This window comes from Paraburkholderia diazotrophica (genome assembly GCF_038900755.1).
In the GTDB taxonomy this organism is placed as follows: domain Bacteria; phylum Pseudomonadota; class Gammaproteobacteria; order Burkholderiales; family Burkholderiaceae; genus Paraburkholderia; species Paraburkholderia diazotrophica_A.
On sequence record NZ_JBBPEN010000001.1, the window covers coordinates 311,375 to 338,356 of the forward strand.

Here is a 26,982-nt window from a genome sequence, read left to right on the forward strand (position 1 = left end):
TCCAGGCGGATTCGGTGAGTCGCCGCTCAGCGCGCGGCGACGGCAGGCGTGTTGGGATCGGATGCATTCGATGCATCGACGAAGCCGCCGCCAAGCGCAGAGGCCAGCGCGATCTGCTGGTCGCGGCGGTCCATGCGCAGGTTCGCGACGGCCTGATCGGCGGAAAGCGCGTTGACGTCGGCATTCAGCACGGTCAGCTGGTTGGTGAGGCCGGCTTTGTACTGCACCAGCGCGAGCTTGTCGGCCTGGCGCGCGGCGTCCTGCGCAGCCTGTGCATCGACGAGTTGCCCGTCCGTCGAACGCACGTCGGCGAGTTGCGTCGCGACTTCGCTCAATGCGGTGACGAGCGTCTGGTTGTAGGTCGCGACGGCGTAATCGAAATCGGCGTAGCGGCCCTTCAGTTGAGCGCGCAGTTCGCCTGCATCGAAGATGGGCAGATGAATCGCCGGGCCCACCGACGCCGTGCGGCTCGCCGCCGTCAGAAAGCGGCCGAAGCCGAACGCGTCGAGACCGATGGCGGCGCTCAGGTTGATGTCGGGATAAAACTCGGCTTTCGCTTCCTTCACGTCGTGCGTCATCGCATCGACGCGCCAGCGCGCGGCCACGATATCGGGGCGGCGGCTCACGAGATCGGCGGGCAGGTTGTCGGGCAGACGCACTTCGTCGCCGATGCCGAGCGCAGGACGCGCGATCTGCAAGCCACGGTCCGGCCCTGCGCCGAGCAGCGCGGCGATCTGATAGCGCGTCGTGAGAATCTGGCCGTCGAGCGCTTTCAGCGTGGCGCGGCTCGTCGCGAGATTGGCCTGCGCGGTCTTGCGCTCGACTTCCGTATCCAGCCCCGTCGCAATGCGGCCCGCTGTGATCCTGTCGATCTGCTCGCGCTGCGCGATTTCCTGTTGCGCGATGTCGCGCAGCACGTACAGGCGCGCGAGCTGGTTATACGTGCGGGCGAGCGACGTCGTCAGCGTCAGCTTGACGAGTTCCGCGTCGGCCTGGCTGGCCTGAAGCTGCGAGACAGCCGACTTCAACGCTTCGCGGTTCTTGCCCCACAGATCGAGATCGTACGAAGCGCTCAAGAGGCCCTTGTTTTCCGTCTGCCACGAACCGCCGTATGGAGGCGGCACGAGCGCAGTGCTGGAAAACTGCTGGCGCGTGAGCGAGTAGCTTGCGTCGACGCGCGGCATCGTGCCCGCCTTCGCCGTTTCGCTGTACGCCGAAGCAGCCGCGACGCGGGCGCGAGCCTGGTCGAGCGTCGGGCTGCTCGTCAGCGCTTCGTCGATCAGCGCCTTCAGTTGCGCATCGCCGAACTGATCGGCCCAATTGGCGGCGGGCCAATGGCCCTGTTCGGCGGGAATGCTTTGCTGCGTCGCATACTGCTGCGGCTCGGCCGTCTTCGCGTCGCTGTGGATGCCCGCGTAGTTCACGCACGCCGACAGCACCGCCGCGAACATCAGCGACACACTCACCTTCAACGCCCGCGACGCGCGCTGCCGGGCACTTGATTGATTGCTCATTTTCTGACCTATCAGATAATTGGGTAAAAAAATCGCTCAGTCGCCGAGGAATTTTCGAAGCAGACGGCGCAGTTCGTCGAATTCCGCTACCGTGAAGCGTCCGAGGCGCGCGTTCAGCACTTCGGGCGCTATCTCGGCGATGCGCAACGCGACCTCGCGGCCTGAGTCCGTCAGCTCGAGATTCACGACGCGTCGGTCATCGATGCTGCGCGAGCGCGTGAGCATGCGGTGCGCTTCGAGCTTGTCGAGCATGCGCGTCATCAGACCTGTGTCGATGCCGAGGTGCCGCGACAACATCGCCGGTGTCGTATCGACGCCGCGCATCAGCGACAACAAAATGCTCACGTGGTGCGCCCTGATGTTCAGGTCCTTCACCGCTGCATCCATCTGCGTCATCACGACGTTGCGCGCCTTGCTGATCGCGCAAACGACGTCTTGCGTCAAACGGAAATCGTCTTTCGGATCGTGCAACATCTCTGACTCCGTGCTATTTGCAAGAACAATAATTGACGTGTCAGATACAGTCAACGGCGTACACGTGAAACTCATTGTTCCATCAGATGCGACAGTCCTTGTCTTTCAGCTGGATAGTGCGGGCGCAGGCCGAACGGCCGCGCAGAGGGTGTTCAATCGCCGAGGAATTTGCGCAGCAAGCGGCGCAGTTCTGTCAGTTCGGCCTTTGTGAAGTCCTTGAGGCGCGCGTTGAGCACGTCAGGCGCGATTTCGGGAATCTGATCGGCGACGGCGATGCCGTCTTTCGTCAGCGAAAGGTTGACGACGCGACGATCCTCCTGATCACGTGAGCGCACCAGCAGCCCTCTCGCTTCGAGCTTGTCCAGCATGCGGGTCATCAGCCCCGTGTCGATGCCGAGCATTTTCGACAGCTCGAATGGCGTCGAAGCGAGTTTCTGTCTGAGCATCAGCATGATGCCCATTTGCTGGCCGGAGATGTCGAGTTCCTTGAGCGCCGCGTCCATTTCGGTGACGATCAGGTTGCGCGCCCTCACGAGCTGAAAGCCCACGCTCTCCCGCACCTTGAAATTGTCTTTGGTGTAATGACGCACGCGAGGCCTCCTGAGCAAACGGCGATCTGACTGACACATCAGATACTACCAAATCAGGTCTCGCGTGCCGCTCGAAACTTGCTCACTTCAACCCGAGACGCTTCGCGAGCCGATTCAGGTTCGCGCGATCCATGCCGAGCGTGCGCGCGACGGCCGCCCAATTGTGGTTGTTGCGCTCGAGCGCGTCGCTGACTAGCGTGCGCTCGTAAGCCGTGACGGCACTGCGGAAATCGGTGGCGCCCGCTTCGCCCGCGTCCGTCGACGACGAACTCGAAGCGGGCGCGGCCAGATCGCCGCCGGGGTTCGCCGACATGCCGAGGTCCGCCGCCGTCAGCGTCAGAATGCGTGGCCGCTCGCGATGGCGCGACAACGCCTTGAACGCGCTGCGCCCGATCATGTGCTCCAGTTCGCGAACGTTGCCCGGCCAGTTGTACGAAAGCAGCGCGGCCTGCGCGTCGTGCGCGAGCCGGATGCTGAGCAGCCCGAGCCGCGCGCGGTTCTCTTCAAGGAAGAAGCCCGCGAGCAGCAGCACATCGCGTCCGCGCTCGCGCAGCGGCGGCACGCGCAGCGGATAGACGCTCAGCCGGTGATACAGGTCCGCGCGAAAACGTCCGGCGCGCACTTCTTCGGCCAGGTCGCGATTTGTCGCGGCGATAAGCCGCACGTCCACCTTGTGCTCGCTGTCCGAGCCGATGCGCTGCAACTGCCCGTTCTGCAGCACGCGCAGCAGCTTCGCCTGCACGCCGAGCGGCAGCTCGCCGACTTCGTCGAGAAACAGCGTGCCGCCGTCGGCCAGCTCGAACTTGCCGCTGCGATCCGACGACGCGCCCGAGAACGCGCCGCGCACATGCCCGAACAGCTCGCTTTCGACAAGCGTATCGGGCAGCGCCGCGCAGTTGAGACTGATCATCGGCTTGTTCGCGCGCGGCGAGCCGCCGTGAATCGCGTTCGCGACGAGTTCCTTGCCGACGCCGGTTTCGCCCGTGACGAGCACCGTTAACTCGCTGTTCGCGACGACGCGGATTTCGTTAACGAGTTGCTGATGCGCCGCGCTGCTGCCGATCAGATCGCGGCTGCTCTGCCCGCTCGCCTGGCGATATGCTTCCGCGCGCTGACGCTCTTCTTCCGTGTTGCGCTCAAGCGTGTGGATGCGCTCCGCGACGCTCACCGTCGCCGCCGCGAGACTCAGAAACGCTTGCAGCGCGTTCATGTCGATGCTGTCGAAGCGCTCAGGGTCGAGCGCATCGAGCGTCAGCAGACCCCACGGCCTGCCGCCGATGAACAGCGGACAGCCCAGACAATCGTGCACTTCGAGATGGCCGCTTACGCCCTGCACAAGGCCATCGTAGGGATCGGGAAAGGTGGAATCGGCGGGAAAGCGCGTCGGCGCACGACTCGACAGCAGTGCTTCGAAGCGCGGATGATCGCCAACGCGAAAGCGCCTGCCGAGCGTATCGCCGCTCAGGCCATCGATCGCGAGCGGTACGAGCGTGTCTTCGTCGAGACGCAAAAGGGCCGCTGCATCGCCGGGGAAAAGCGTGCGCAGCGTCGTCAGCAGCCGGCGATAGCGCTCGCGCTCCGGCAGATCGCGCGACAGGTCCTCGACGAGCGGAATCAGCGCGTCGAGCACCTCTGATGCAGTCAGTCTGACTTCGAATGAAGTCACTTTAACCCTTGTCATATCCACAGATGATTTTTCTAACGTCTTGATTTTACGACGCTCATGAGCTGGCCCGATACCTGCGTTAGGTGATTACCCGAGCCCCGCTGCATTGGCGGGCGCCATTCACCCAACCGCGAGGAACCCATTCATGCTGTCAGCCGAACAACGCGCAATCATCAAGGCAACCGTACCCCTGCTCGAAAGCGGCGGCGAAGCGCTCACGACGCACTTCTACAAGATCATGCTGTCCGAGTACCCGACCGTGCGCCCGCTCTTCAACCAGGCTCACCAGCAATCAGGCGACCAGCCGCGTGCGCTGGCGAATGCGGTGCTGATGTACGCGCGTCATATCGATCAACTCGAACAACTCGGCGGACTGGTTTCGCAGATCGTCAACAAGCACGTCGCGCTGAACATCCTTCCCGAGCATTATCCGATCGTCGGCGGATGTCTGCTGCGCGCGATCCGCGAAGTGCTCGGCGCGGAGATCGCGACGGATGCCGTGATCGAAGCATGGGCCGCGGCCTATCAGCAACTGGCCGACCTGCTGATCGGTCTCGAAGAGAAGGTGTATGTCGAAAAGGAAACGGCCAATGGCGGCTGGCGCGGCACGCGTGAGTTCGTGGTGGCGCGCAAGGTCAAGGAGAGCGACGAGATCACGTCGTTCTATCTGCGCCCGGCCGACGGCGGCGATGTGCTCGAATTCCGTCCCGGCCAGTACATCGGTCTGCGCCTCGTCGTCGAAGGCGAAGAAATCCGCCGCAACTATTCGCTGTCGGCTGCGGCAAATGGCCACGAATATCGGATCAGTGTGAAGCGCGAGCCGAACGGCCGGGGCTCGAACTTCCTGCATGACTCCGTGCACGAAGGCTCGACGCTGGACCTGTACGCGCCGTCGGGCGATTTCACGCTGGAGAGCAGCGACAAGCCGCTCGTGCTGATCAGCGGCGGTGTGGGCATCACGCCGACGCTCGCGATGCTCAACGCCGCGTTGCAGACGTCGCGTCCGATTCACTTCATCCACGCAGCGCGTCACGGCGGCGTGCATGCGTTCCGCGATGTCATCGACGAGCTCGCGGATCGTCATCCGCAACTCAAGCGTTTCTATGTGTACGAGAAGCCGCGTGCCGACGACGAGGCACATCACGCGGAAGGCTTGCTCGATGAAGCGCGTCTGATGGAATGGATGCCCGCGACGCGCGACGTCGATGTGTATTTCCTCGGACCGAAGCCTTTCATGAAGGCCGTGAAGCGGCATCTGAAGGCGATGGGCGTGCCCGAGAAACAGAGCCGTTATGAATTCTTCGGGCCTGCTGCCGCGCTCGACTGATCGAGCTGTCGTTTGTTGTAGTGGTTGTTGTTGTCTGGTAGGACTACCCTAGTAGTACTTTGGAAGAGACGCGTGCCTGGTCTCTTCCTTTTTTGTTTTTATAGCGCTAACGAAAACGGAAGCTGAAGCCGTTAGCGATCGTCGTCATGAATCGACGACGGATGCCGGCATATCGCATCGACTTCGACTTCCATATACGGATAGAGCGGCAACTGCATGAGCAGATCATTCAGCTGCGCGGGACTCTCTACATCGAACACGCTGTAGTTCGCATACAGCCCGGCGATACGCCACAAGTGTCTCCAGATGCCTTCTTGTTGCAGCCGCTGCGCCATGGCCTTTTCGTTGGCCTTCAATTCGTTCGCGCGCTCCGCAGGCATATCGGGCGGCAGCTTAACGACCATCTTCACGTGAAATAGCATTCAGGTACTCCGCTTGTTTAGAGAGACTTTCGAGTGACTTTCGACCGATTGCGCGACAATTCGCTATACGACGTTCACTGCGCGCCGCGCTTTCAATGCGCGCGACCGCCTGAAAGCGGCCGCATCTCAACCATTCGACGATGCGGAGCGATCAGGCGCGAGCACGCTCCACTTCACTCGTCGGCACATCGTTGCGTTCCTTGACGAGATTGAAGTCGAAGTCGATCAGCGCGAACTGGCCGTCGATGCCATACGGCTTGCCCGTTGCGCCCTCTTCCTTCTTCAGCGCAGGCACGAGGCCTTCGCGCGTGGCAAACGCGAAATCGTCCCACAGATACGGATCGCCTTCGATATTGATCTGCGTCGTGAGCTTGCGATAGCCGGGCGCCGACACGAAGAAGTGAATGTGCGCGGGACGATGACCGTGACGGCCGAGCAGATCGAGCAGTTGCTGCGTCTTGCCTTCGGGCGGCACGCTATAGCCGATGGGAACCACGCTGCGGAAGCTGTAGTTACCGTTTTCATCGGTGCGGATCGAGCGGCGCAGATTGTATTCGGGCTGCGACTTGTCGAAGTGCGAGTAGTTGCCGAGATGGTTTGCGTGCCACACTTCGACCAGCGCTCCGCGCAGCGGCTCGCCGTCTTCGCCGGTCACGTGGCCGCGCATCACGAGCGTTTCGCCCGGCTCATTGCCGTTGTCCAAACGCGCATGGCCCGTCGATTCCGGCGCGCCCGCCACATACAGCGGACCTTCGATCGTGCGCGGGGTGCCACCCGAGACACCTGCTTTCTTTTCGGCTTCGTCGAGACGGACGTCCAGGAAGTGCTCGAAGCCAAGACCCGCTGCCAGCAGGCCGAGTTCGCCGCTTTGGCCCGCTTCGCCGAGATAGTTCAGCGCCGACCAGAACTCGTTCGGCGTCACGTCGAGTTCGTCGATCGCGATGAACAGGTCGCGAATGATGCGGTTGACCACCTGCTTCGTGCGAGCATTGCCTTCATGCGTGGCGCTCTCGTTGATCGTGTTCAACAGGGCGTCGATGGCTTTGATTTCCATGGGGATGTCTCCTTTAGTCCAATCACTGACGACGATGCTCAACGGGCCGTTCAGCACCGTCATAGCTTCACTACACTCGCGCCGCGCTTCGTATCGCGGCGCAATCTCTCGACCTTGTCGAGGTCGAGTTGAATGCCGAGGCCCGGCCCTTGTGGCAACTTCAACGCGAAGTTCTCGTAGCGCAGCGGCTCGACGAGAATTTCTTCGGTGAGAAGCAATGGCCCGAAGAGCTCAGTGCCCCACTTCAATTCGCGGAAAGTGCTGAACAGTTGCGCAGAAGCGATCGTGCCGAGCGCGCCTTCGAGCATCGTGCCGCCATACAGGTCGACACCCGATGCGAGCGCAATCGCCGCCACGCTCGCCGCGCCCGTCAGGCCGCCCGATTGCGCGATCTTCACTGCGAACACATCGGCGGCGTGGGTGCTAGCGAGATCGAATGCATCGACGGGGCCGTGCAATGCTTCGTCGGCCATGATGGGTACCTTCGACAGATGCGTGAGACGCTTGAGGCCACGTCGATCGTCGGCGGCAATCGGCTGTTCGATCAGATCGCAGCCCGCATCCGCGAGCCGCTCGATGGCCCACAGCGCTTCGACCTGGCTCCATGCCTGATTCACGTCGACGCGCACTTGCGCGCGGTCGCCCACGGCGGCCCTGATCGCGGCAACATGCGCGACGTCGTCAGCGGGCACACGCGTGCCGATCTTCAGCTTGAACACGCGATGGCGCTTCATTTCCAGCATCTGATGCGCTTCGTCGATATCGCGTCCTGTGTCGCCGCTCGCAAGCGTCCACGCGACCTCCACGGAATCCGTCACGCGGCCGCCGAACAGTTCCGACAGCGGCACGCCAAACCGTCGAGCCTGCGCGTCGAACAGCGCCGTTTCGATCGCGCACTTCGCAAAGCGATTGCCTTGAAAGCTCTCGCGCAGCTTCGCCATGATCTGGCCGGGGCGCGTCGCATCCATGCCTTTGAGCATCGGCGCGAAGTAGGTGTCGATATTGGTTTTGATGCTTTCGGGGCTCTCCTCGCCATAAGCGAGCCCGCCGATCGTCGTCGCCTCGCCCCAGCCCGCTATACCATCCGCGCATTGAATCCGGACCAGCACGAGGACCTGGCAATTCATCGTGGCGACGGACAGGCGGTGCGGCCGGATCGTGGGAACATCGACGAGAATGGTGTCTACGGCTTGTATCTGTATGGGGCTTGGTATCATACGGCTCTCCTGCTGTTGGTCCCATACTAGGTGCGTCAGCGGAATCCGTCCAAGACCGATTGAGTCTATTTCCATACCTTCAGGGCATAGATGGAACTGCGTCAACTTCGCTATTTCGTCGCGGTCGCGGAAGAAAGAAACTTCACGCGCGCCGCCGAACGGCTGAACATGACGCAGCCGCCGCTCTCGCGGCAAATCCAGCAGATCGAAGACAGCGTGGGCCTTGCGCTCTTCGAACGAGGCGCGCGCCCGCTCAGGCTGACGGAAGCCGGGCGCGTCTTTTACGCGCAGGCGAAGCGCCTGCTCGAAGAGAGCGACGAATTGTTGCCGCTCACGCGGCGCCTCGCGCAACTCGCCGAGCGCATTGTCATCGGCTTCGTACCATCGACGCTATACGGCGCGTTGCCCGACGTGATCCGCGCATTCAGGGAAGCGGCGCCGCTCATCCAGATTTCGCTGATCGAGATGTTCACGATCGAGCAGCTGAGCGCACTAAAAGGCGGACGCATCGATGTCGGCTTTGGACGCCTGCGTTTCGACGAATCGCAATTGGCGCGCGAGGTGCTCGTCGAAGAGACGCTGATCGCCGCGTTGCCTGCTGGCCATGCGCTCGCGGAAAGCGGAACGTTGACGCTCGACGCGCTTGCGAAAGAAACGCTGATCATCTATCCGTCCACGCCGCGGCCCAGTTACGCGGACCAGCAGCTCTCCGCCTTTCGCGATCATGCCGTCGAGCCCGCAGCCGTCCATGAAGTGCGCGAGTTGCAGACGGCGCTCGGCCTTGTCGCCGCGCAGGTCGGCGTGTGTCTCGTGCCGGAGAGCGTCAGAGGTTTGCGCGCGCGAGGCGTGACATATCGATCACTCGACGGCGCGCAGGTGTCGTCGCCGATCATCATGAGCCGACGTTTGCAGGATCAAAGTCCCACGACCGATCTGTTCTGCTCGATCGCACGCGATCTTTTCAGACGGCCGCTAACCATCTAGTACATTTAGCGTTGCTCGACGATATCAGAAGAGGATTCGCTGACGACGTTCCACGCAGCCACCGCCATGCCGCCAGAACGTGACGCGCGCGGGGCACGCGAAAAGCCCAACGCGAGCAAAGCGCCCGCCTTGAGCAGGCATTCGATTAGCGATTGCGAGAACACCCACAACGATTCGTTCAGCTCGACGGGCAGTGCCGGTACGATTGCGACGAGGCTCAGTCCGCACAGGAACGTGAATAGCCACTGCGCGCGCCTGATGTCCCGCACGGCCGCAACGCCCAGCGCGGCCGAAAGAATCTTTGAAATCGCGAGCGCTGCGATGCCCATGTGGCCCAGCGAAGGATCGAGCTCGGCAGGCGTCTCGATCAACGACCAGCCGCACACGCCGAGAACAAAAAGATTGCGAGTGAGTGCCGAACGCGTGCAGCTGTGGTGCGTGCGCGCTTGCGACAGAGCGTCAGCGTCGTCGATGACGCTCGCGAGTGAGCGATTTGCCCCGGCCTTCACGATCGAACGTCTCCTGTCGATGTCATGCCTGCCCGAACCATACGAGAGTGAATGATCGAATTGTCGTATGTCAAAAGCAGGAGCGGTAGTTAATCTTTGTTAAGTCACAGCATGCCATCCTTTTTAAACGATCCCACCCGCGACGATTTCAAGAACAACCGTGCCGCGCGTGAAAACCACTATGTGATGCTTCCGTTTGTTTCGGGCTTTCGCGCGAGCCACGGCGCCACATAGTCTGCGACGACCACGAACATCAGCGCCGCCGCCCCGATTGCAAACAGCAGACGATGATTGCCGCCGCTCGCGTTGAAAATCGCCGAATACGCGTAGCCCGCAATCGCCTGAAATGCTGCGAAGGTCGTCGTCGCGCGGCCCCACACGACGTGCTGCTTGCCGTGGTCGTGCACGACTTCATGGATGCGCGCGAGCATCGTCGGCACAATGCCGGGCGGATAGCTGCCGATCAGCAACGTGAGCGCGCCGATCAGTACTCTGTTGCTCGATATCGCAAGCGCCGCGAGCGCCACGACTTGCAGCAGCGACAGCACGCGGATAGCGAATCGTCCGCCCAGGCGGTCTGCGACGAAGCCATATACAGGCGCGCCGAAGATCGCGCCTACGCCATAAAGAATCCAGTACGAAGCGCCGACGTGCGCGCCCGCGCCGAGACCGCGCGCGATGAAATCGACGAGAAAGACCATCGTGGGAACGAGGCCGAGCGCCATCAATGCGTACTCGACGTAAAGGACGCGGACCGTCGAAGGCTCGCGCGTCCTCACAGTGTGGGACGCCGCTGAAGCGTGCAACGATTGCGTTGCGGACGGCCACCCGTACCACGTCGCCAATGTGAGAGCAGCGGACAAGGCAGCGATGCCGATCCACGTGTTTCGCAAGCCAAGGTTGAGCAGCAAAGGAACGATCGTGCCCGACGCCGCGATACCGACGCCGAGGCCGAGAAAGATCGCTCCACTTGCAAGCCCCTTGCGAGCGGCAGGCACATGCGGCAGCACGGTCGCGGCGACCAGCACCATGATCGTTCCGCCCGCCACGCCCGACATCAATCTCCAGAAGAAGAACCAGGCCACCGATACCGGAAACGCACACGCAAGAAACGCCACGGTGACGAGCAACATCATTGCTCTCAATGCCGATGCGCTCGTCACGCGATGCGCAAGCGGGCGTCCCAGCAGCGCGCCAAGCAGATAGCCGGCGAGATTGGCCGCGCCCAGATACACGACATCCGATGCCGCGAACCAGTGCGATTGAATGAGCGGCGGAATGAGCGGCGTATAGGCAAAGCGAGCGAGTCCGATACCGACGAGGCTCGCACTGAAACCCGCAAAGATATGTCGCCATACGGCGATACGGCCCGTGTCGGCCGTCGATGAGAGACATGCATCTGTAGACATGCTGAAAGTGCTCCGCTTGAGGCCGTGCGCTGCGTGGCGATTCTTCAGGAAGCGGAACGAGCCGCTCGCGATATTTGACGTGGATGTCAATGATGCGGATTCTAGACACGCATGACAAACATGGCAAGTGAAATGTCACGGCAGCATCCACCAGTCAACTCTCGCTATGTGGGAAAGCCGGGCGGATACTGACCTTTCATATGTTCGCAGCGGGACGCGGGACGTTTGCTTGCATACTTGCAGCAAAGTGTTTAATCTCGCAACTACGATTTGGATTATCGCAGTTATAAACGCACGTTCGTATGCAACGTTCATCGTGCTGAAGTCTGCTGGCACGTCGCAACGATCAAAAATGCCTTGTATCGAAGAGTTGAAGTGAATTTCGTCGATACCGTTTTCGCATCCACTGCCGCAGCGTGTATTGCGCTCGGCGCATCGCACGCCGCCCATGCGCAGGGCATCGATAGCCGACACGAGCACATCAGCCCGGCGTTCCAGACCGCCATTGCAAACTTGCCCGGCAAGACCATGACGGCCATCGTCGTCGACTACAAACCGGGTGGCGTTTCGCGGTCACATCGGCATGGGCGGGCGTTCGTGGTCGGCTATGTGCTGCAAGGCGAAATTCGCAGCAAGGTCGACGATGGCGAAGAGCGCGTGTATCACGCGGGCGAGAGCTGGACGGAAGCACCTGGCGCTCACCATCTGGTCAGCGAAAACGCAAGCAAGACCAAGCCCGCGAAGCTGCTCGCCATTTTTGTCGCGGACGACAACGATAAGAACCTCGTGATCTGGGACAAGAAGTAAGCCACGCGCATATTTGCCTTATCGAATCAGAGCAACTTGATGCAAGGCACGCGCGAGCTCCAGGCATTCAGTTGCCCGTCGGTAGTGGCTATCGGCCATCCAGACGCACGTGCCTTTTCCAGCACGCGATGCATGCGCTCATCGCGTCTATGCCGCGCGTCGATCAATCGCCTGCTACGCAAAATTGCCGCTCGATTGGCGAAGCTGACTTGCCGTATTGCGGTCGGAACGTCCAATATAGAGTCATGGCGCGTCGATGCCTCGAATCGAGGTTGCGCATCGCTGCGCCATGCAGGCATGTCAAACAAATTGCCTTGCGAGCCACACCGTACAACAACGTTGACGTCAGCAGCAGCACCTCGGCCGCGCGATCGCGAGCCGCCAGCCAAACTCTGTGACGGAGGTGAATCATGACTCGTCCGGTCGAAGAAGATATTGTTCGACGCGCATTGGTGGGCGTTTTGATGCCCACACCCTCGACGCTTGAATCGACCAGAAAAGCGCAATACGGTCCGAAGAAAAAATTCCGCATGACCAAACGGCCGCCGCCCGAAGCGCTAGAACCTGTGGAAGCGGAACCGCCGCCGGCGCATATTTCAATTCTCGAACTGCTGTCGTCGAAAACGCTCAGCGTGTGCTGGAGCGACCCGCGCTCGGGCCATTACGCGGATCAGGTATGGCGCATCGGCCTCGCGCGCAAGGACGCCTTTTGCGTGCTGACTGGCAGGCCGATTCGACGCGGTGATCCTGTGTTCCGTCCACGTGCCTGCGAAACGTATTTCCCCGCCAATCGCAACCGAATGATTCTCGCGTCAGAAGTGCCCGGCTATGCGAGGGGCATCGTACTCGACTAGTTTCGACGGTCGATTCGTCCGCGCATACATGTATATAAGGAAGTGGCGAAACTCTGATATTTCTGCGCCTTTGTCATACGCTCGACTTCTTTCCTGATCAACGGCGGCCACATGGCCGCCGTTTTCTTTGGCACGTACGATGCGTTGCGCGAAACACTGTTTCCCGTTTTCATCACGGATGCTCGGGCCGTTTGACGCGACAGCGGACCAAGCCTCTCTGCGCAAGCCTCTGGCTTCTTCACACGAATTCCGGATGCACGACGCCCGAAATCTCCAGCCGTATCTCCATCCGTTGCATCGAATGGATAAACCCACCATTCTCGCGACTACGATATGACGAGTCGTAGTAATGGAGACCTGGCGCATGCGAAGGTCCTGTCGATGGCGCGTGACGCAGTCGTCTTCTGCCGCCAGGTGCGGCGCCGATTTTCAAAAACGTTGCAACTAGAGAGCAAACATGAAGATTTTTCACGTCGATTCGAGCGCGAAGCGCGAACGGTCCAATTCCCGCGCGCTGTCGCGCCAGTTCATCGACAACTTGCGGAGTGAAGGCGTAGAGGTCGAAGTCGATTACCTCGATGTCACTGTCGATACGCCGGCGCACGTCAGCAAGGCATTTGCCATTGCGACGTACCGCGACGAACAGGAACGCACCGACGAAATGCGCGCGACGCTCGCCGCTTCCGACGCGCTCTGCAAGCGCCTCTTCGAGGCCGATGCTTTTGTCTTTGCGATGCCGATGTACAACTGGTCAATGCCGTCCGCGTTCAAGGCGTTCATCGACAACATCACGCGTGCGGGCATCACCTACCGGACAACGGAGGATGGGCGCATCGTCGGCCAGCTGAATCGCCAGAAAGTACTGTTCATCACCACGCGTGGCGCGGACTTGCGCCCCGGCAACGTGTTCTCGTCGATGGATGCGTTGACGCCGGCGCTCAAGGCAGCATTCGGCTTCATCGGTGTCGACGCGCCGACTTTCGTCGATGCGCAGCCGCTGCAGTTCTCCGATCAGGAAGCCCGCATCGACGCGTTGAAGCGCGCGCACGCGGACCTCGCAGCCGTGGCGGCCGATTGGGCGGCATGGGAACGGGAACGCACCGGTAGCGCGCAACTCGAAACGGTGTAAATCATCTGCCGCGAGAATGCGGCGCTTTTCGATGCCCAAACAAAAAGACCGCAGCAATGAAGCTGCGGCCTTTCGCGTCAAACTCGCCGGGAATATGACCTCGCGACTATCGCTCCGCGTCGTGTGCCCGATGACGATCGCCGCGCTCCCGGCGCCGGCCAGTCGCACGCCCTTCGAGCCACTTCACGACTTGCGGCCCGAACGTGCGTGGCGCTTTCGCGGATGTGCGCGTCGCCAGATCCGACAGCGATTGCGATGCCAGCGCCTCACGCATGCGCTTCTCGGCGTTCTGCATCACTGCATGAATCGAGCAGACGCCGCTCGACGCCCACGTCGGCGCAGTCTCGCCGAACACCGCACAGCGCGTGCGCACTTCGCGGCATTCGAACAGCGGCTTGTCGCCGTCGATCGCCGTCACGACATCGAGTACCGAAATCTGGTTTGCCGGACGCGCCAGTGCAAAGCCGCCCTTTGCGCCCTCCGTCGCAATGACGAGCCCCGCCTTGTGCAGCTTCGTGAACAGCTTCGCGACGTAATCGGCGGGTACGCCCTGCAGTTCCGCGAGATCGCGCACGCTCGCTTCCGTCACGCCGCCTGGCGCCTGTTCGGTCAGATAAAGCAGGCAGTGCAACCCGTATTCGACGCCCGCGCTGATGTGAGACATATCCACTCCGACTGATTCAATCGCAGTTAGGCTACCTGCTTTTGAATGCGGGGGCAATCCGGCAGACGCTGCATGCGTGCCGGACTAAAGTCTGAACAATGGAAACGTCTGTCGTACTAGAGAGGGCGCGTGCTGTCGAGCGGATGCAGTTCAAGCGCATCGTCGACGGCAAGCTCGCGCGCAATGAAGTCGATCAGCGTGCCAACGCGCCGGCTCGGCACTGCGCCCACATAGACCGCGAACAGATCGACGCGTTCGCCGATGAATGGGTCCAGCGCGGTTTCGAGCCGGCCGGACATCAGTTCGTGATAGATGTCCCACCGGTTCTTGAGCACAACGCCATAACCGTTGATCGCCCATTCGCGCAGCACGCTGCCATCGCTCGCAACGCGGTTTCCCGATACCTTCACCGACACCTTTTTGCCGTCGATGATAAACGGCCAGTTCGACAGCGGCCCATCGGGTCGCGCGAATATCAGGCAATTGTGCGAAGAAAGCTGAGACGGGTGCATCGGTTTGCCATGCGCCGTCCAGTACGACGGCGCCGCGCAGACGACGAGCGGGCCCGTCAGCAGCAGCCGCGCCTTGAGCCGCGAATCGATCAGAGGTCCGTTGCGCAACGCAAGGTCCAGACGCTGATCGACGAGATCGACCACGCCGTCCGTCAACAGCAGCGACACCTGCACTTGCGGATGCAGGCTCATGAACTTGTCGAGCAATGGCACGACTCGGGTCCGGCCGAAGTCGTTGCTGGCCGTGAGACGGATCGGTCCGTTCAAAGGGCCGTCGTCGCGCAGGCTCAGTATTGCGGCATCCCAATCGGCGAGCACGCGGCGCGCGTCGTCGAGGAAACGTTGACCTTCGTGCGTGAATGACAGCCGCCGTGTCGTGCGCGTAATGAGCCGCGCACCGACTTCCTCTTCCAGCTTTTGTAGCGCAAGCGTGACTGTCGAAGTCGAGATCGTGCTCTTTCGCGCGGCCGCGGAAAAACTCCCGGCTTCGGCGATTTCGACGAACAGCCTTAACGCGTCCAGCCGGTCCATCTTCGTGTCCGTTCGAAAGAGTCGTAGCAGTATGGGTGTTTGCTTCGGCGGCTCTTGCTCTATACGCGCGCGCATATGGTGACGGTGGCGCGCCATCGGCGCGCGCCACGAATCGACACCTGAGTATCGAATAATTCAATCGGTCTCTAAAGACAAACTAGCGCCGAAATCGGTCCATTGACGCTTTTCCCGAGCACAAATTCTTTCGCCTCGGAGAACTTTCTTGAGGACGAATGCGCACTCGGTCATTCTTTCAGGTTCTCCGCGCGAACCGCATCATCGCCACGTAGAGCACCGCGCCCGCAACCGCGCCGATCAACCAGCCAAAATTGTTCTCGGGCAGCACGTGCAACAACTGGGTGCACAACTCCCAACCCACGGAGATGCATCCCGACAGCACGAGCGCCGCAACACCCACCTTGTTCCAGCCGCCGTCGTAATAGAAGCGGCCCGTCGGCGCCATCGTATAGAGTTCGGCCGTTTGCACGTGCTGTTTCTTGATGAGGTAAAAGTCGGCCATCATTACGCCATACAGCGGTGCGAGCACGGAGCCGAATACGCTGACAAAAATCGTAATGGCCTTTGGACTGTCGACAAAAATCCACGGGCAAACGAGCACGGCGAGAATGGACGCGATCAAACCGCCGCGCTTGAAATCGACGTGCTTCGGGAAAAGATTGGCGAGATCATAGGCGGGCGAAACAAAATTGGCGACGATATTAATGCCCATTGTCGCCACGATAAACGTCAGGCTGCCGATCACAACGGCGACCTTGTTCTGGATGTGCGCGACGATCGCGACGGGGTCCATGATCATCGAACCGAATACGCTCGCGCTGCCCGACGTGACGATGACGGTAATGATCGCGAAGACGATGAAGTTGACGGGCAGTCCGAGGAAATTGCCGACTTTCATCTGCTGCTCGCTTCTTGCAAAACGCGAGAAGTCGCCGAAATTGAGCAGCAACGCAGCGAAATAACTGACCACGAGCAGTATGGCATTCCCCATGCCCGCAAACTGTTGTGCGCCCGTCAGCGTTTTACCGCCAAGAGTCAGGCTCAAGCTGCCAAGGCCAGCTTGCGAAAGTATCCACGCCATCAGCGCGAACATCACGACGTACACCGCCGGCCCGCAAAAATCGATGAACTTGCGGATCGTCTCCATGCCGCGTTGAAAAATAAAGAGCTGGAAGATCCACATGAAAAGAAAGCTTATCCAGCCCAGGCCATCGAGCTTCAGAAAGCTCACGTCACGCAATGCCGCCGATGCGGGAATGAACAAAAGCAGTAGTGTCGCGACCGCTTTGGACGCGAAGTACGTTTGCACGCCATACCAGACAATGCCGACCACGCCGCGAATCATCGCCGCGAGGTTTGCGCCCATCACGCCCATGCTCACGCGCGCCATCACCGGGAAGGGAATGCCGTGCATATAGCTCGGTTTGCCGACCCAGTTCATCAGCATGTAGACGACAAGAATGCCGACCGTCAGTGCGATCAGCACCTGCCAGCCGGAAATGCCGAGCAGAAAGAGACTCGCCGCGAACGTATAGCCGCCGACGCTATGCACGTCGGACATCCACATCGCAAAGATGCTGTAGCCCGTCCACGTGCGGCGGTCGTGCGGAACGGGCGCGAGATCGCGGTTGTGCAGGCGCGAATCGGCGTGCTCGGCGAAGTCGCTGGAATCGTGCGGCGCATCGAAAAGAGGCGACGTGGACATGGCTCCCCCTGCTGGGTTGAAGCATGGCCGTCTCCCGAAGACCGCCATGACTTGACGATGCGACGTGGCGCGCGCGCGTGATTCACTGCCGTGTCCGACTGGAATCACCACGTCCGCGATGACAGATTTTATTTCTGCAATATAGATGGATTGTTTTAGTAATAAAAGCGCCTGTCGATAGGACAAAAAACAGGCGTGAGAATAGAAGCAGGGGAAATTGACGCGCGAGAACTGCGCAGAGAATGAATGCTTCCGTGACCGATGAACGCGTCGCACGGCGTGGTTTCGCCGCTGACCATCCCTGCCGGCGCCATCTTGCGAATGACGCGGCACCTGCCGGCGGAGGGTTATCCGCCTGTCCTTGCGGGCAAGGAAGCATGGTGAAGAATATACCGGTGATGCAGGTTGATAGGCTTCCTGTCTCGCACGAAAGACGGGCCATAGACGGAATATCGTTCCGGTAGAATGGAGATTCCACGAACATTCTTCTGATCGCACATCATGCAAGCCCGCACCCGCCCGCTGGACAATCAGGACCGCGCGATCATGCGCGCGCTGCAAAAGAACGCGCGCCTGTCGAATGCGGAACTGGCCGAGCTTGTCGGCATGTCGACCACTGCGTGCTGGAACCGCACGCGCCAACTCGAAGCCGACGGTTATATCCGCGGCTACGTCGCGTTGCTGGACCAGCAGAAGCTGGGTTTCGCGGATGTCGTGCTGATCGAGGTCACGCTCGACCGGCACGACGACGACGCACTGGCCCGCTTCGGCGCCGAACTCGCGACGCTGCCCGACGTGCTCGAGGCGTATCTCGTGTCGGGCGAATACGACTATCTGATCAAGGTGGCCGTCGATGGCACAGCGGGCTATGAACGCTTCTTGCGCGAAAAACTCTACAAGATCTCCGGCATTCGACACAGCCGGTCGATGTTCGCGCTACGTTGCATGAAGAGCATTCCGTCGGTGCAGGTCTAGGAATTCAAGCCGACGCCTGGTCCGCGATGCGCCGCGCAGGCACGCCGCGCAGCAATGCGATGCCGCTCATGAACAGCAGTGCCGTCAGCAGATACAGCGCGACGTCCATGCTGCCCGTGCGTGTCTTAATGACGCCGATCACCCACGGGCTCACGATGCCGCTCGTAATGCCGATGCTGCTGATCAGCGCGATGCACGCAGCAGCAGCCTTGCCCGACAGATAACCGGACGGCACGGTCCAGAAGATCGGCAGCGCGGCGAAGATCAGCACGGCGCCAATCGACAGAATGCCGAGCATCGCGGCAAAGCTGCTCAGATGCAGCGTGAGCAATGACAGCGCGATACCGCCCCCCATCGTGCAAAAAGCGAAATGCTTGCGGCGCTCGCCGTGACGATCCGAATGACGCGCAATGGCGATCAATCCAACCGCGCCGATCGCATTGGGGATCACCGTGTACAGGCTGATCCACAGCACGTCGTGCACGCCGAAATCGCGGATCATCAGCGGCATCCAGAAGTTGAGCGTCAACGATGCGCACGTCAGCGAGAAATAGATGAACCCGAACAGATAGACGCGTGGGTTGCGCAATGCGTCGATGAACGAGCGCGAAGAATGCGAACTCGCGGGACGATGCTCGGCATCGCGTTGCGCGATCAGATGATCCTTCTCCTGCTGCGTGAGCCACGCAGCCTTTTGCGGCCCATCGACGAGCCAGAACGCAGCGAGCAAGCCGAGCACGAGAGCGGGCGCGCCTTCGATCGCGAACATCCATTGCCAGCCGAACAGGCCCATGACGCCCGCCATGTCGCGCATGATCCAGCCGGAGACGAGGCCACCGAGCACGCCCGCCACCGCGACGCCCGCGAAGAAAATCGACAGGATCACGGCGCGCCGCTGCGCGGGATACCAGTACGTCAGATACAGCACGATGCCCGGAAAGAAGCCCGCTTCGAACACGCCGAGCATGAACCGCAACAGATAGAAATGCGACGGTTGGGAGACGACCATCATGCACACCGACGCCGCGCCCCACAGCAGCATGATCCGCGTGAACGTGCGGCGCGCGCCGAAGCGAGCCAACAGCAGATTGCTCGGCACTTCGCATGCCACGTAGCCGATATAGAAGACGGCAGCGCCGAGTCCATACATCGCATCGCTGAAGCCGAGATCGTGCTTCATCTGCAATTGCGCGAAGCCGATGTTGATGCGATCGAGAAACGAAATGACGTAGCAGAGAAACAGAAACGGCACGATGCGCCACGTGACCTTGCGATAAAGCGCCGTGTCGTCGTGCTGCGTGGCGGCGGAACCACCAGGCTCATAGGCATGCGGAACGGAGTGGCTCATGGAATGACTCATCAGGATCTCCAGACAATACGGGTCCAACGGACCCAACGGGTCCGGCGTTCGTTGCGCCGTGTTGTGAGGTTGTGAACGGGTGAGGCTGTGGGAAAAGTGATGGCTCGCCTGGCTCGCCTGTGCTTACGCTGCGAGCCGCATCAAAAGATCAGGCCGCGACGCGCGGTGCGTCCGCTGCGTGCCCCGCCGCAGCCTGCGCATCCTTTCCATCGACGCCTTCGCGCGCATATCGAATCGCTTCCATCAGCGTCGCATGGTCGCCGATATGATTCGCGAGCAACAGGATCAGTTGCGCGTTGGCCGCCTGGCTTTGCGCTTCATCGAAGTCGCGATGCATGTCGATCAGCGCTTCGTAGAAGTCGTCGGGTTGTGTCAGATTGAGTTGCGTGATGAGTGCCACTGTTGTCTCCTGTTGCGCCGTACGCTGCATTTACGCAATGCCTTCCACGCACAATGCCCGTTTGAGCGCGGCTTCGATACGCGCCGCGTCGAGCGTTCGCCAACGCCCACACACATGCTGGTCCGGGCGGATCAAATAGAACGTGCCAGGCGTCGCATCGTAACGCGAGAACGCAAGACCTTCGGCATCGTCGAGGACGACTGCGCCCTTCAGATCACGTATCGAATCGCGCGCGCCATCACGCGCGACGATGACCAGCTTCAGGGGAACCGGGCCATCGTGCAGCGCATTCCACGCACGTTGCGTCGCGGCGTCGATGCCGTCCTTGCCGCAGAAGAGCACGCCCGTGAACACCTCGCCCACTTGCGCGAGCAGCCAGGCGGGCGCGCCGTTCAGCAAAACCGGCGCGTCCGCGCACGAAGTCCCCGGCACCATCTTGCCTTCGAAGCTGTCGCGATCAGCCGTGTTGAGCGCCGAATCGCGCAGCACCGCAGGCACGGAAAGACGTCCGCTGTTCGCGAGCGCACGCGCGAAAGAATGCTTACGCGCGAGCTTCAGCACGGCGTCGCGGAAGGTGCGGCTGACAGGCGACTTCGGCGTGATGAAGTCGGTGGAGCGCGTCGAGTTGCGGATGTTTTCGTCGGCCGCGTATTCGCGTTCGCTCGCATACGTGTCAAGCAACGCGTCCGGCGCGCGGCCGTCGAGCACCATCGCGAGCTTCCACGCGATGTTCTCGGCATCCTGAAAGCCGCTGTTCGCGCCGCGCGCGCCGAACGGCGACACGAGATGCGCGGCATCGCCGACGAACACCACGTTGCCATGCCGGAAGCGATCCATGCGCAGACATGAAAACGTGTAGACGCTGACCCATTCCAGTTCGAATTTCACATCGGGTCCGAGCAGCGCGCGCACGCGCGGCAGCACGCGCTCGGGCGTTTTCTCGAGGACGGGATCCGCGTCCCAGCCGAGTTGAAAGTCGATGCGCCATACGTTGTCGGGCTGGCGATGCAGCAGCACCGACTGATTCGGATGGAACGGCGGATCGAACCAGAACCAGCGCTCGCTCGGAAACTCCGCTTCCATTTTCACGTCGGCGATCAGAAAACGGTCCTTGAAAACGCGGCCCTTGCTGTCGAGTCCCATCGTGTTGCGGATTGGGCTGCGCGAGCCGTCGGCGGCGATGACATAGCGGCCGCACAACGGATAGTCGCCATCGGGCGTCTCGACGGTCAGCGTGACGAACGCATCTGTGGAACCCGGCTCGCCGTGCTGCTGCAAGCCGATCACCTTGTTCTTCCAGCGGATGTCGATATTCGGCAGCGACTGCGCGCGCTCGAGCAGGAAGCCTTCGACGTAGTACTGCTGCAAGTTGATGAACGCGGGACGATGATGCCCCGCCTCCGGCAGCAGATTGAACGTGTACACCAGCTCGTCCTGCAAGAACACCTTGCCGACGTTCCAGCTGATACCCTTGTCGACCATCCGGTCGCCGCAGCCGAGGCGATCGAAGATATCGAGCGAGCGCTTCGAAAAGCAGATCGCACGCGAACCTGTCGAAAGCGAGCAATCATCGTCGACGAGCACGACGGGCACGCCATGCTGCGCGAGATCGATTGCCGTCGCGAGACCGACGGGCCCCGCGCCGACCACGATCACGGGGTGCTTCGCCGTGCTGTTGTCCTGCTCGGCGCAGCGCCGGTACTCGAACGACAAGGTCTGATAGTCGATGCTGCTCATTCTGCTGTCTCCATCCATCTGCTCTGTGCTTCGGTCATGCCGCATCACGCCCGGCGGGCGTCACGCATGGAATCACGCCTGAAGCGCGTCCCACATATCCTTGTCGCGCTGCGCGGTCCAGATGCGCGGATGCGCGATGCCGCTCGCCTCGTCATACGCGCGCGACACATCGAACGGCAGGCAGTGCTCGTAAATAAAGACCTGGCCGAACTTCGGGTCCATCGCCTTGCGCGTGTGCGCCATCGCGGCCTTCAGATCGAGTTTTTCGGCGACGGCCTCGCGGCCGCTTTGCAGCAACGTCGTGACGAAGTCCTTCGTATAGTCCAAGCCCTTGTTCACGTCTTCGGGCGTGGTCAGCGCGGGACCACGACCCGGCACCAGCTTTTCGGCGTTCAACGCGCGCAGCGCTTCGAGCGTCGCGGGCCACTGTTCGAGCTGAGCATCGCCGCAATAGCACGCGGCCTCGTATTCGACGAGATCGCCCGAGAACAGCACCTTTTGCGAAGGCAGCCACACGACGGTATCGCCCTTCGTATGACCCGCGCCAAGATGCGCGATGCGCACTTCGAGCTTGCCGAGGAACAGCGTGATTTCCTTCTCGAACACAAGCGTCGGCCACGTGAGGCCCGGCACCGTTTCGACGCCGGCAAAGAGACGCGGAAAGCGCTCGATCTCCGACTTCATGTCGGCCTCGCCGCGCTCGACGATCATTTCATACGTGCCGCGGCTCGCGATGATCTGCTGCGCGCCTTCGTTGAAATACGCCGACGCGCCGAGCACGCGCACCGCGTGATAGTGCGACAGCACGACGTATTTGATCGGCTTGTCGGTGACGCTGCGGATCTTCGCGATCAGGTCTTGCGCCATCGCGGGCGTCGCGGTCGTATCGACGATCAGCACGCCGTCTTCGCCGATGATCACGCCGGAGTTCGGGTCGCCTTCCGCCGTGTACGCATACGCGTTGTCGGACAGCTGCGTCCACGTGATCTTCTTCTCTTCGAGGTCGGCTTGCGATGCGAATGCCTTGGCCATGCTCGTCTCCGTCAATTGATAGGGCGAAGGGCGAGACCGCGCGCCGCATGCGAACGGCCGGCGCAGTGTGGATGACTGTCTCGCCCCATTGGTTGGAATTGCCCGGCGGCTGTTGCTGTCGCGTCGGGTTGATTCCATCTTAGACGCTGCCGATTATTTGTCAATAGCGAATCATATCGCTATATGCTAATTTCGTGTTTACCCTGAGCGCTCGCTGGATCGGCGCGATCGTAGGCGGTCGAAGGCGCGCGTTCGTTTAACATGGACCTTTTTTCGGAGCACGCGAACGTCGTGAGCGGCATGAGCAAGGCGGCCAAGACAGCCAAAGCAGCAGCAGACAGCGAAACGGGCGCTGGCAAGCAGCAGCGCGGCATCCAGAGCGTCGAAGTCGGCGGACGGCTACTGCATGCGCTCGCGACGGCGCGCGCGCCGCTCGCGCTCTCCGACCTCGCATCGGCGGCCGACATCGCGCCCGGCCAGGCGCACGCGTATCTCGTGAGCCTCACGCGGCTCGGCCTCATCAAGCGCGACGAACTCTTGGGACGCTACGAGCCGGGCCCGCTGTCATTGCGGCTCGGCCTGATGCGGCTCGCGAACCAGCCTGCGTTTCGCGCCGCCGTGCCGCGCGTCGCGGCGCTCGCCGAGCACATCGGTTTTAGCGTCGCGATCTGCACGGCCGGTCCGCAAGGGCCGACCATCGTCCGCTACGAGCACGCGGGCTTTCCGCTGCATGTGAACCTGCATGTGGGCACGGTGATGTCTTTGCCCGCCACATCGACGGGACGCGTGTTCTGCGCGTTCGTCGCGCCCGCTCAATTGCAGACGATGTGGGCGAACCAGTCGGGCGGCACGGCCGATATCGTCGCGCCCGCCGGGCGCAAAGCGTTCGACGCGACGCTTGCCGCGATCCGCGAGCGCGGTATCGAACGCGGCATCGACGCGCCGAGCCCCGGCATCAGCAGTCTCGCCGTGCCCGTGCTCGATGCCGCCGGCGAGCTATGCCTCGCGCTGACGGTGATCGGCCCGAGCGGCACAATCGACGTGAACTGGAACGGGCCGGTCGCACGCGCGCTGCAAGACGCGGCGCGCGAGATCGGCGCGGATATCGTGGCGCATTGAATATGAACGAAGCCCTCAGGACCTCGCCATCCGAAACCGCCGCCGATGCAAAACAGCAGCGCGGCATCCAGTCGCTCGACAGCACGGGCGAGCTGCTCACGGCTCTCGTCGCGGCGGGCAAGCCGTTGTCGTTGCGCGATCTGGCGGCGGCAGCGGGCATGCCGGCCGCGAAGGCCTTTCCGCATCTGGTGAGCCTGCAGAAGATCGGCTTGCTCGGGCGCGACGCGTCAGGTTGTTTCGAAGCGGGGCCGCTTGCGCTAGAACTGGGTCTGATCGGATTGCAGCGCCTGTCGCCGACGCGCGAAGCGGAGCCCGAAATCGTCGACCTCGCGGTGACGACGGGCATGAGCGTCGCGATGGCCGTGCTCGGTCCGCTCGGGCCGACCGTCGTGCGGCTCGAAGAATCGGCGCGGCCGTTGCATGTGAGCCTGCGCGTGGGCACGGTGATGTCGCTCGTCAACACGGCGATCGGCCGCGTGTTCGCCGCTCATGTCGCCGACGATGTGCGGCACGGTCTGCTCGCGCAGGATCATCTGCGTCTCGCGGGTGCGCAGCGCGCGGAGATTTTCGCGTCGCCGGATGCGCGCGCGGCGAAGCTCGCGCCGCCGTACGCGGAGCGTCTCGCGCAGATCCGCGAGCATGGCATCGACACCGCGCTCAACAAGCCGATTCCCGGCATCAACACGCTGGCCGCGCCCGTTTTCGATCACACGGGCAGCATCGTGCTGGTGATCGCGTTGATGGGCACGGCGGGAAGTTTCGACAGCGACACGCAGGGCGGCGCCGCGCAAACGTTGCTCGCGGCGGCTCAACGTCTGTCGCGGCGGTTCGGATTCGTGCATCGCTAAACAGCGACGACGCACGCCTGACTAACGAGGCTCAACGAGGCTCGTCCTCGGCGGCCTCATCTGCTTCGTGCGACAGGCGCGCTTTCGCGTGACGCATCTTCTCCAGCGTGTGCGGTTCGAGCCGCAGCGCGACGCCTATCGCGAGCGCATCCATCACGCACAGATGCACGAGCCGCGACACGCCCGGCGTATTCGGATCGACGGGACTCGGCACGCGCAACAGCAACGGGATATCGACCATCCACGCGAGCCGCGAGCCGACATTGGTTAACGCAATCGTCGTCGCGCCGCGCTCCTTCGCGATCTGCATGCTCTCGTTCACTTCGACGCTGCGCCCCGAATGCGAAATCGCGAACGCGACGTCGCCGGGTTCGAGCAGACCCGCGTACAGGCGCTGCAAATGCGCATCCGTAAAAGCGCTCGCGGCGATGTCGAGGCGCAGGAAGCGCAACGCCGCGTCCTGCGCGACAAGCCCCGAACCCGAGCCGACGCCGAAGAAATACACGCGACGCGCGCTCGCCAGGGCGGCCATCGCGGCGTTCACCGCGACGGGATCGATCGCGCTGCGCGCCTGCATGATGCCTTCGACGGCCGCTTCGCCGACCTTTTGCATCAGCGCCTCGGTATCGTCGTCGCGCGCGACGGCCTGCGACGCATACGGCATCCCGCCCGCGACGCTTTGCGCGAGCTGCATCTTGAAGTCGCGCAAACCGTGCGCACCGACGGCCCGGCAGAAGCGCGTGACGGAAGGCTCGGATACGTCCGCGCGCTGCGCAAGCTCGGTGATGCTCGCGCGCATCGCGAAGTCGACATCCGACAGCACCATGTCGGCGACCTTGCGCTCGGCGGGCCGCAGCGATTCGAGCGCGCTGCGGATATGAGGAATCAGGTTCGGTGCGGACACCCGTGCGTTCCTTTGGGTTGAAGGTGAATCAACGGCATGTCGTCGCTATGTCGTGCCGTCAGCCGAGTCTGCGTCCGCTCCCCGTGTCGAACAGATGCATGTGCTGCTCGGGAAAGCGCACCGTCACGCGCTGACCCGGCTCGATCGACGCGCGCTGGCGCGTCGTCACGCACCACGACGCGCCGCCGATCTTGCCGTACAGATGCGTTTCCGCGCCCGTCGGCTCGATCACTTCGACGTCCATCGGAATGCCGTCGTTCGATGCTTCGATATGCTCGGGCCGCACGCCGAGCGTGACTTTCGCGCCGGGCTTCGCCGTCGCGCCGCTCACGCCGGGCAGCGGAATCCGCGCACCATCGCCGAGTTGCAATGCGACGCCGTTCGCCGCGCTCACCACTTCGCCCTCCGCGAAGTTCATCGAAGGCGAGCCGAGAAAGCTCGCGACGAACAGATTCGCCGGACGGTCGTACAGTTCCAGCGGACGCCCGATCTGCTCGATGCGCCCCGCGTTCATCACGACGATGCGATCGGCCATCGTCATCGCCTCAATCTGGTCGTGCGTGACGTAGATCACCGTGTTCTTGAGCCGCTGATGCAGCGCCTTGATCTCCGTGCGCATCTGCACGCGCAGCTTCGCGTCGAGGTTCGACAGCGGCTCGTCGAACAGGAACAGCGACGGCTCGCGCACCACCGCGCGCCCCATCGCGACGCGCTGACGCTGGCCGCCCGACAGCGCGCGCGGCAAGCGGTCCAGATAGCCGCTGAGGTTCAGCATCTTCGCGGCCGCCTCGATGCGCGGCTTGAAGCTCGTCGACGCTTCCTTGCGAATACGCGGACCGAACGCGATGTTGTCGTATACGGACAGATGCGGATACAGCGCGTAGCTCTGAAACACCATCGAGATATTGCGCTGCTGCGGCGGCAAGCCGTTCGCACGCGTGCCGCCGATCGTCAGCTCGCCGCCGCTGATTTCTTCGAGGCCCGCGACCATCCGCATCAACGTGCTCTTGCCGCAACCCGACGGGCCGACCAGCACGACGAACTCGCCGTCGTCGATGTGCAGGTCGATGCCGTGCACGACCTGCGTGTCGCCATAACGCTTGTAGATGCCGCTCAGTTGCACTGCTGCCATGCTGTCCTCATCGTCGTCGTGCGCGGCGTTGCATGTCGCCGCGTTGCGGTTGTGCGGTCACGTTTGCCTGTGCGAAGGCGTTAAAGGCG

Annotated in this window: 26 protein-coding genes; 8 read left to right on the forward strand and 18 right to left on the reverse strand. The window is 62.0% G+C overall.

What is annotated here, in order from left to right; genetic code table 11:
* Positions 1–26 precede the first annotated feature (26 nt).
* The 4 genes from AABE10_RS01480 to norR form a co-directional block, all read right to left on the reverse strand.
* Positions 27–1,514, reverse strand: coding sequence for an efflux transporter outer membrane subunit (locus AABE10_RS01480; RefSeq protein WP_342931525.1), 1,488 nt, complete (start codon positions 1,512–1,514; stop codon positions 27–29).
* 36 nt (positions 1,515–1,550) lie between these two features.
* Positions 1,551–1,988 carry a MarR family winged helix-turn-helix transcriptional regulator gene (locus AABE10_RS01485; protein ID WP_342931526.1) on the reverse strand — a complete coding sequence of 146 codons (438 nt, stop codon included), beginning with the start codon at positions 1,986–1,988 and terminating at the stop codon, positions 1,551–1,553.
* A gap of 152 nt (positions 1,989–2,140) precedes the next feature.
* Positions 2,141–2,578, reverse strand: coding sequence for a MarR family transcriptional regulator (locus AABE10_RS01490; RefSeq protein ID WP_342931527.1), 438 nt, complete (start codon positions 2,576–2,578; stop codon positions 2,141–2,143).
* Positions 2,579–2,660: 82 nt separating this feature from the next.
* Positions 2,661–4,259, reverse strand: coding sequence for a nitric oxide reductase transcriptional regulator NorR (norR, locus tag AABE10_RS01495; protein ID WP_342931528.1), 1,599 nt, complete (start codon positions 4,257–4,259; stop codon positions 2,661–2,663).
* A 130-nt stretch (positions 4,260–4,389) separates the two neighbouring features.
* Here norR and hmpA point away from each other — a divergent pair, with 130 nt between their 5' ends.
* Positions 4,390–5,571, forward strand: a complete 1,182-nt coding sequence (gene hmpA, locus AABE10_RS01500; protein WP_342931529.1) for an NO-inducible flavohemoprotein — start codon at positions 4,390–4,392, stop codon at positions 5,569–5,571.
* Positions 5,572–5,702: 131 nt separating this feature from the next.
* Here the strand turns inward: hmpA and catC are convergent, their stop codons facing one another.
* The 3 genes from catC to AABE10_RS01515 form a co-directional block, all read right to left on the reverse strand.
* Positions 5,703–5,993, reverse strand: coding sequence for a muconolactone Delta-isomerase (catC, locus tag AABE10_RS01505; protein WP_342931530.1), 291 nt, complete (start codon positions 5,991–5,993; stop codon positions 5,703–5,705).
* Between the two features lie 151 nt (positions 5,994–6,144).
* On the reverse strand, positions 6,145–7,047 hold the full coding sequence (gene catA / locus AABE10_RS01510; protein WP_342931531.1) for a catechol 1,2-dioxygenase: 903 nt from the start codon (positions 7,045–7,047) through the stop codon (positions 6,145–6,147).
* A 59-nt stretch (positions 7,048–7,106) separates the two neighbouring features.
* Positions 7,107–8,264: a muconate/chloromuconate family cycloisomerase gene (locus AABE10_RS01515; RefSeq protein ID WP_342931532.1), complete on the reverse strand. Its 1,158-nt coding sequence runs from the start codon at positions 8,262–8,264 to the stop codon at positions 7,107–7,109.
* 90 nt (positions 8,265–8,354) lie between these two features.
* Between AABE10_RS01515 and AABE10_RS01520 the strand changes: the two genes are divergently transcribed.
* Positions 8,355–9,248 (forward strand): LysR family transcriptional regulator, encoded by an 894-nt coding sequence (locus tag AABE10_RS01520; RefSeq protein ID WP_342931533.1) that lies wholly within the window; start codon positions 8,355–8,357, stop codon positions 9,246–9,248.
* A 5-nt stretch (positions 9,249–9,253) separates the two neighbouring features.
* Here the strand turns inward: AABE10_RS01520 and AABE10_RS01525 are convergent, their stop codons facing one another.
* Complete coding sequence (locus AABE10_RS01525) at positions 9,254–9,757, reverse strand: hypothetical protein (RefSeq protein ID WP_342931534.1); 504 nt, start codon at positions 9,755–9,757, stop codon at positions 9,254–9,256.
* 179 nt (positions 9,758–9,936) lie between these two features.
* The gene (locus tag AABE10_RS01530; protein ID WP_342931535.1) at positions 9,937–11,166 is read right to left on the reverse strand and encodes a YbfB/YjiJ family MFS transporter; all 1,230 of its coding nucleotides are present in this window, start codon (positions 11,164–11,166) and stop codon (positions 9,937–9,939) included.
* 375 nt (positions 11,167–11,541) lie between these two features.
* On the opposite strand from AABE10_RS01530, the gene AABE10_RS01535 reads away from it, so the two are divergent.
* The 3 genes from AABE10_RS01535 to AABE10_RS01545 all read left to right on the forward strand — a co-directional run bounded on the left by AABE10_RS01535 (position 11,542) and on the right by AABE10_RS01545 (position 13,956).
* Positions 11,542–11,973 (forward strand): cupin domain-containing protein, encoded by a 432-nt coding sequence (locus AABE10_RS01535; RefSeq protein ID WP_342931536.1) that lies wholly within the window; start codon positions 11,542–11,544, stop codon positions 11,971–11,973.
* Between the two features lie 410 nt (positions 11,974–12,383).
* On the forward strand, positions 12,384–12,827 hold the full coding sequence (locus AABE10_RS01540; protein WP_342931537.1) for a DUF3331 domain-containing protein: 444 nt from the start codon (positions 12,384–12,386) through the stop codon (positions 12,825–12,827).
* 457 nt (positions 12,828–13,284) lie between these two features.
* Positions 13,285–13,956, forward strand: coding sequence for an FMN-dependent NADH-azoreductase (locus AABE10_RS01545; protein ID WP_342931538.1), 672 nt, complete (start codon positions 13,285–13,287; stop codon positions 13,954–13,956).
* 106 nt (positions 13,957–14,062) lie between these two features.
* Here the strand turns inward: AABE10_RS01545 and AABE10_RS01550 are convergent, their stop codons facing one another.
* The 3 genes from AABE10_RS01550 to AABE10_RS01560 all read right to left on the reverse strand — a co-directional run bounded on the left by AABE10_RS01550 (position 14,063) and on the right by AABE10_RS01560 (position 17,386).
* The gene (locus AABE10_RS01550) at positions 14,063–14,620 is read right to left on the reverse strand and encodes an Rrf2 family transcriptional regulator (RefSeq protein WP_342931539.1); all 558 of its coding nucleotides are present in this window, start codon (positions 14,618–14,620) and stop codon (positions 14,063–14,065) included.
* 116 nt (positions 14,621–14,736) lie between these two features.
* Positions 14,737–15,663, reverse strand: a complete 927-nt coding sequence (locus AABE10_RS01555) for a LysR family transcriptional regulator (RefSeq protein WP_342931540.1) — start codon at positions 15,661–15,663, stop codon at positions 14,737–14,739.
* 253 nt (positions 15,664–15,916) lie between these two features.
* On the reverse strand, positions 15,917–17,386 hold the full coding sequence (locus AABE10_RS01560; RefSeq protein ID WP_342932228.1) for an NCS1 family nucleobase:cation symporter-1: 1,470 nt from the start codon (positions 17,384–17,386) through the stop codon (positions 15,917–15,919).
* Positions 17,387–17,887: 501 nt separating this feature from the next.
* Here AABE10_RS01560 and AABE10_RS01565 point away from each other — a divergent pair.
* A complete protein-coding gene (locus tag AABE10_RS01565) occupies positions 17,888–18,361 on the forward strand; it encodes an Lrp/AsnC family transcriptional regulator (protein WP_342931541.1) in 474 nt (157 codons plus the stop codon).
* A 4-nt stretch (positions 18,362–18,365) separates the two neighbouring features.
* On the opposite strand, the gene AABE10_RS01570 is transcribed toward AABE10_RS01565, so the two are convergent.
* The 4 genes from AABE10_RS01570 to AABE10_RS01585 all read right to left on the reverse strand — a co-directional run bounded on the left by AABE10_RS01570 (position 18,366) and on the right by AABE10_RS01585 (position 22,890).
* Positions 18,366–19,709, reverse strand: a complete 1,344-nt coding sequence (locus AABE10_RS01570) for an MFS transporter (protein WP_342931542.1) — start codon at positions 19,707–19,709, stop codon at positions 18,366–18,368.
* A 160-nt stretch (positions 19,710–19,869) separates the two neighbouring features.
* Positions 19,870–20,121, reverse strand: a complete 252-nt coding sequence (locus AABE10_RS01575) for a DUF2783 domain-containing protein (RefSeq protein ID WP_342931543.1) — start codon at positions 20,119–20,121, stop codon at positions 19,870–19,872.
* Positions 20,122–20,151: 30 nt separating this feature from the next.
* On the reverse strand, positions 20,152–21,858 hold the full coding sequence (locus AABE10_RS01580) for an FAD-dependent oxidoreductase (protein WP_342931544.1): 1,707 nt from the start codon (positions 21,856–21,858) through the stop codon (positions 20,152–20,154).
* Positions 21,859–21,930: 72 nt separating this feature from the next.
* The gene (locus tag AABE10_RS01585; RefSeq protein WP_342931545.1) at positions 21,931–22,890 is read right to left on the reverse strand and encodes an MBL fold metallo-hydrolase; all 960 of its coding nucleotides are present in this window, start codon (positions 22,888–22,890) and stop codon (positions 21,931–21,933) included.
* A gap of 261 nt (positions 22,891–23,151) precedes the next feature.
* On the opposite strand from AABE10_RS01585, the gene AABE10_RS01590 reads away from it, so the two are divergent.
* Both AABE10_RS01590 and AABE10_RS01595 read left to right on the forward strand, forming a co-directional pair.
* Positions 23,152–24,009 (forward strand): IclR family transcriptional regulator, encoded by an 858-nt coding sequence (locus tag AABE10_RS01590; RefSeq protein ID WP_342931546.1) that lies wholly within the window; start codon positions 23,152–23,154, stop codon positions 24,007–24,009.
* A gap of 2 nt (positions 24,010–24,011) precedes the next feature.
* Positions 24,012–24,857: an IclR family transcriptional regulator gene (locus AABE10_RS01595; RefSeq protein WP_342931547.1), complete on the forward strand. Its 846-nt coding sequence runs from the start codon at positions 24,012–24,014 to the stop codon at positions 24,855–24,857.
* A 31-nt stretch (positions 24,858–24,888) separates the two neighbouring features.
* On the opposite strand, the gene AABE10_RS01600 is transcribed toward AABE10_RS01595, so the two are convergent.
* Entirely contained in the window at positions 24,889–25,761 is an 873-nt protein-coding gene (locus AABE10_RS01600; protein WP_342931548.1) for an SIS domain-containing protein, read from the reverse strand.
* A gap of 58 nt (positions 25,762–25,819) precedes the next feature.
* A complete protein-coding gene (locus tag AABE10_RS01605) occupies positions 25,820–26,893 on the reverse strand; it encodes a sn-glycerol-3-phosphate ABC transporter ATP-binding protein UgpC (protein WP_342931549.1) in 1,074 nt (357 codons plus the stop codon).
* Positions 26,894–26,982 lie beyond the last annotated feature (89 nt).

What these genes read in the sequence shown, in the direction of transcription:
- hmpA (WP_342931529.1), top strand. Translation starts at nt 4,390, where the DNA reads ATGCTGTCAGCCGAACAACGCGCAATCATCAAGGCAACCGTACCCCTG.
- AABE10_RS01485 (WP_342931526.1), bottom strand. Translation starts at nt 1,988, where the DNA reads ATGTTGCACGATCCGAAAGACGATTTCCGTTTGACGCAAGACGTCGTT.
- AABE10_RS01555 (WP_342931540.1), bottom strand. Translation starts at nt 15,663, where the DNA reads ATGGACCGGCTGGACGCGTTAAGGCTGTTCGTCGAAATCGCCGAAGCC.
- AABE10_RS01605 (WP_342931549.1), bottom strand. Translation starts at nt 26,893, where the DNA reads ATGGCAGCAGTGCAACTGAGCGGCATCTACAAGCGTTATGGCGACACG.
- catA (WP_342931531.1), bottom strand. Translation starts at nt 7,047, where the DNA reads ATGGAAATCAAAGCCATCGACGCCCTGTTGAACACGATCAACGAGAGC.
- AABE10_RS01530 (WP_342931535.1), bottom strand. Translation starts at nt 11,166, where the DNA reads ATGTCTACAGATGCATGTCTCTCATCGACGGCCGACACGGGCCGTATC.
- AABE10_RS01540 (WP_342931537.1), top strand. Translation starts at nt 12,384, where the DNA reads ATGACTCGTCCGGTCGAAGAAGATATTGTTCGACGCGCATTGGTGGGC.
- AABE10_RS01560 (WP_342932228.1), bottom strand. Translation starts at nt 17,386, where the DNA reads ATGTCCACGTCGCCTCTTTTCGATGCGCCGCACGATTCCAGCGACTTC.
- AABE10_RS01550 (WP_342931539.1), bottom strand. Translation starts at nt 14,620, where the DNA reads ATGTCTCACATCAGCGCGGGCGTCGAATACGGGTTGCACTGCCTGCTT.
- norR (WP_342931528.1), bottom strand. Translation starts at nt 4,259, where the DNA reads ATGACAAGGGTTAAAGTGACTTCATTCGAAGTCAGACTGACTGCATCA.
- AABE10_RS01590 (WP_342931546.1), top strand. Translation starts at nt 23,152, where the DNA reads ATGGACCTTTTTTCGGAGCACGCGAACGTCGTGAGCGGCATGAGCAAG.
- AABE10_RS01515 (WP_342931532.1), bottom strand. Translation starts at nt 8,264, where the DNA reads ATGATACCAAGCCCCATACAGATACAAGCCGTAGACACCATTCTCGTC.
- AABE10_RS01595 (WP_342931547.1), top strand. Translation starts at nt 24,012, where the DNA reads ATGAACGAAGCCCTCAGGACCTCGCCATCCGAAACCGCCGCCGATGCA.
- AABE10_RS01545 (WP_342931538.1), top strand. Translation starts at nt 13,285, where the DNA reads ATGAAGATTTTTCACGTCGATTCGAGCGCGAAGCGCGAACGGTCCAAT.
- AABE10_RS01570 (WP_342931542.1), bottom strand. Translation starts at nt 19,709, where the DNA reads ATGAGCCACTCCGTTCCGCATGCCTATGAGCCTGGTGGTTCCGCCGCC.
- catC (WP_342931530.1), bottom strand. Translation starts at nt 5,993, where the DNA reads ATGCTATTTCACGTGAAGATGGTCGTTAAGCTGCCGCCCGATATGCCT.
- AABE10_RS01565 (WP_342931541.1), top strand. Translation starts at nt 17,888, where the DNA reads ATGCAAGCCCGCACCCGCCCGCTGGACAATCAGGACCGCGCGATCATG.
- AABE10_RS01480 (WP_342931525.1), bottom strand. Translation starts at nt 1,514, where the DNA reads ATGAGCAATCAATCAAGTGCCCGGCAGCGCGCGTCGCGGGCGTTGAAG.
- AABE10_RS01580 (WP_342931544.1), bottom strand. Translation starts at nt 21,858, where the DNA reads ATGAGCAGCATCGACTATCAGACCTTGTCGTTCGAGTACCGGCGCTGC.
- AABE10_RS01520 (WP_342931533.1), top strand. Translation starts at nt 8,355, where the DNA reads ATGGAACTGCGTCAACTTCGCTATTTCGTCGCGGTCGCGGAAGAAAGA.
- AABE10_RS01585 (WP_342931545.1), bottom strand. Translation starts at nt 22,890, where the DNA reads ATGGCCAAGGCATTCGCATCGCAAGCCGACCTCGAAGAGAAGAAGATC.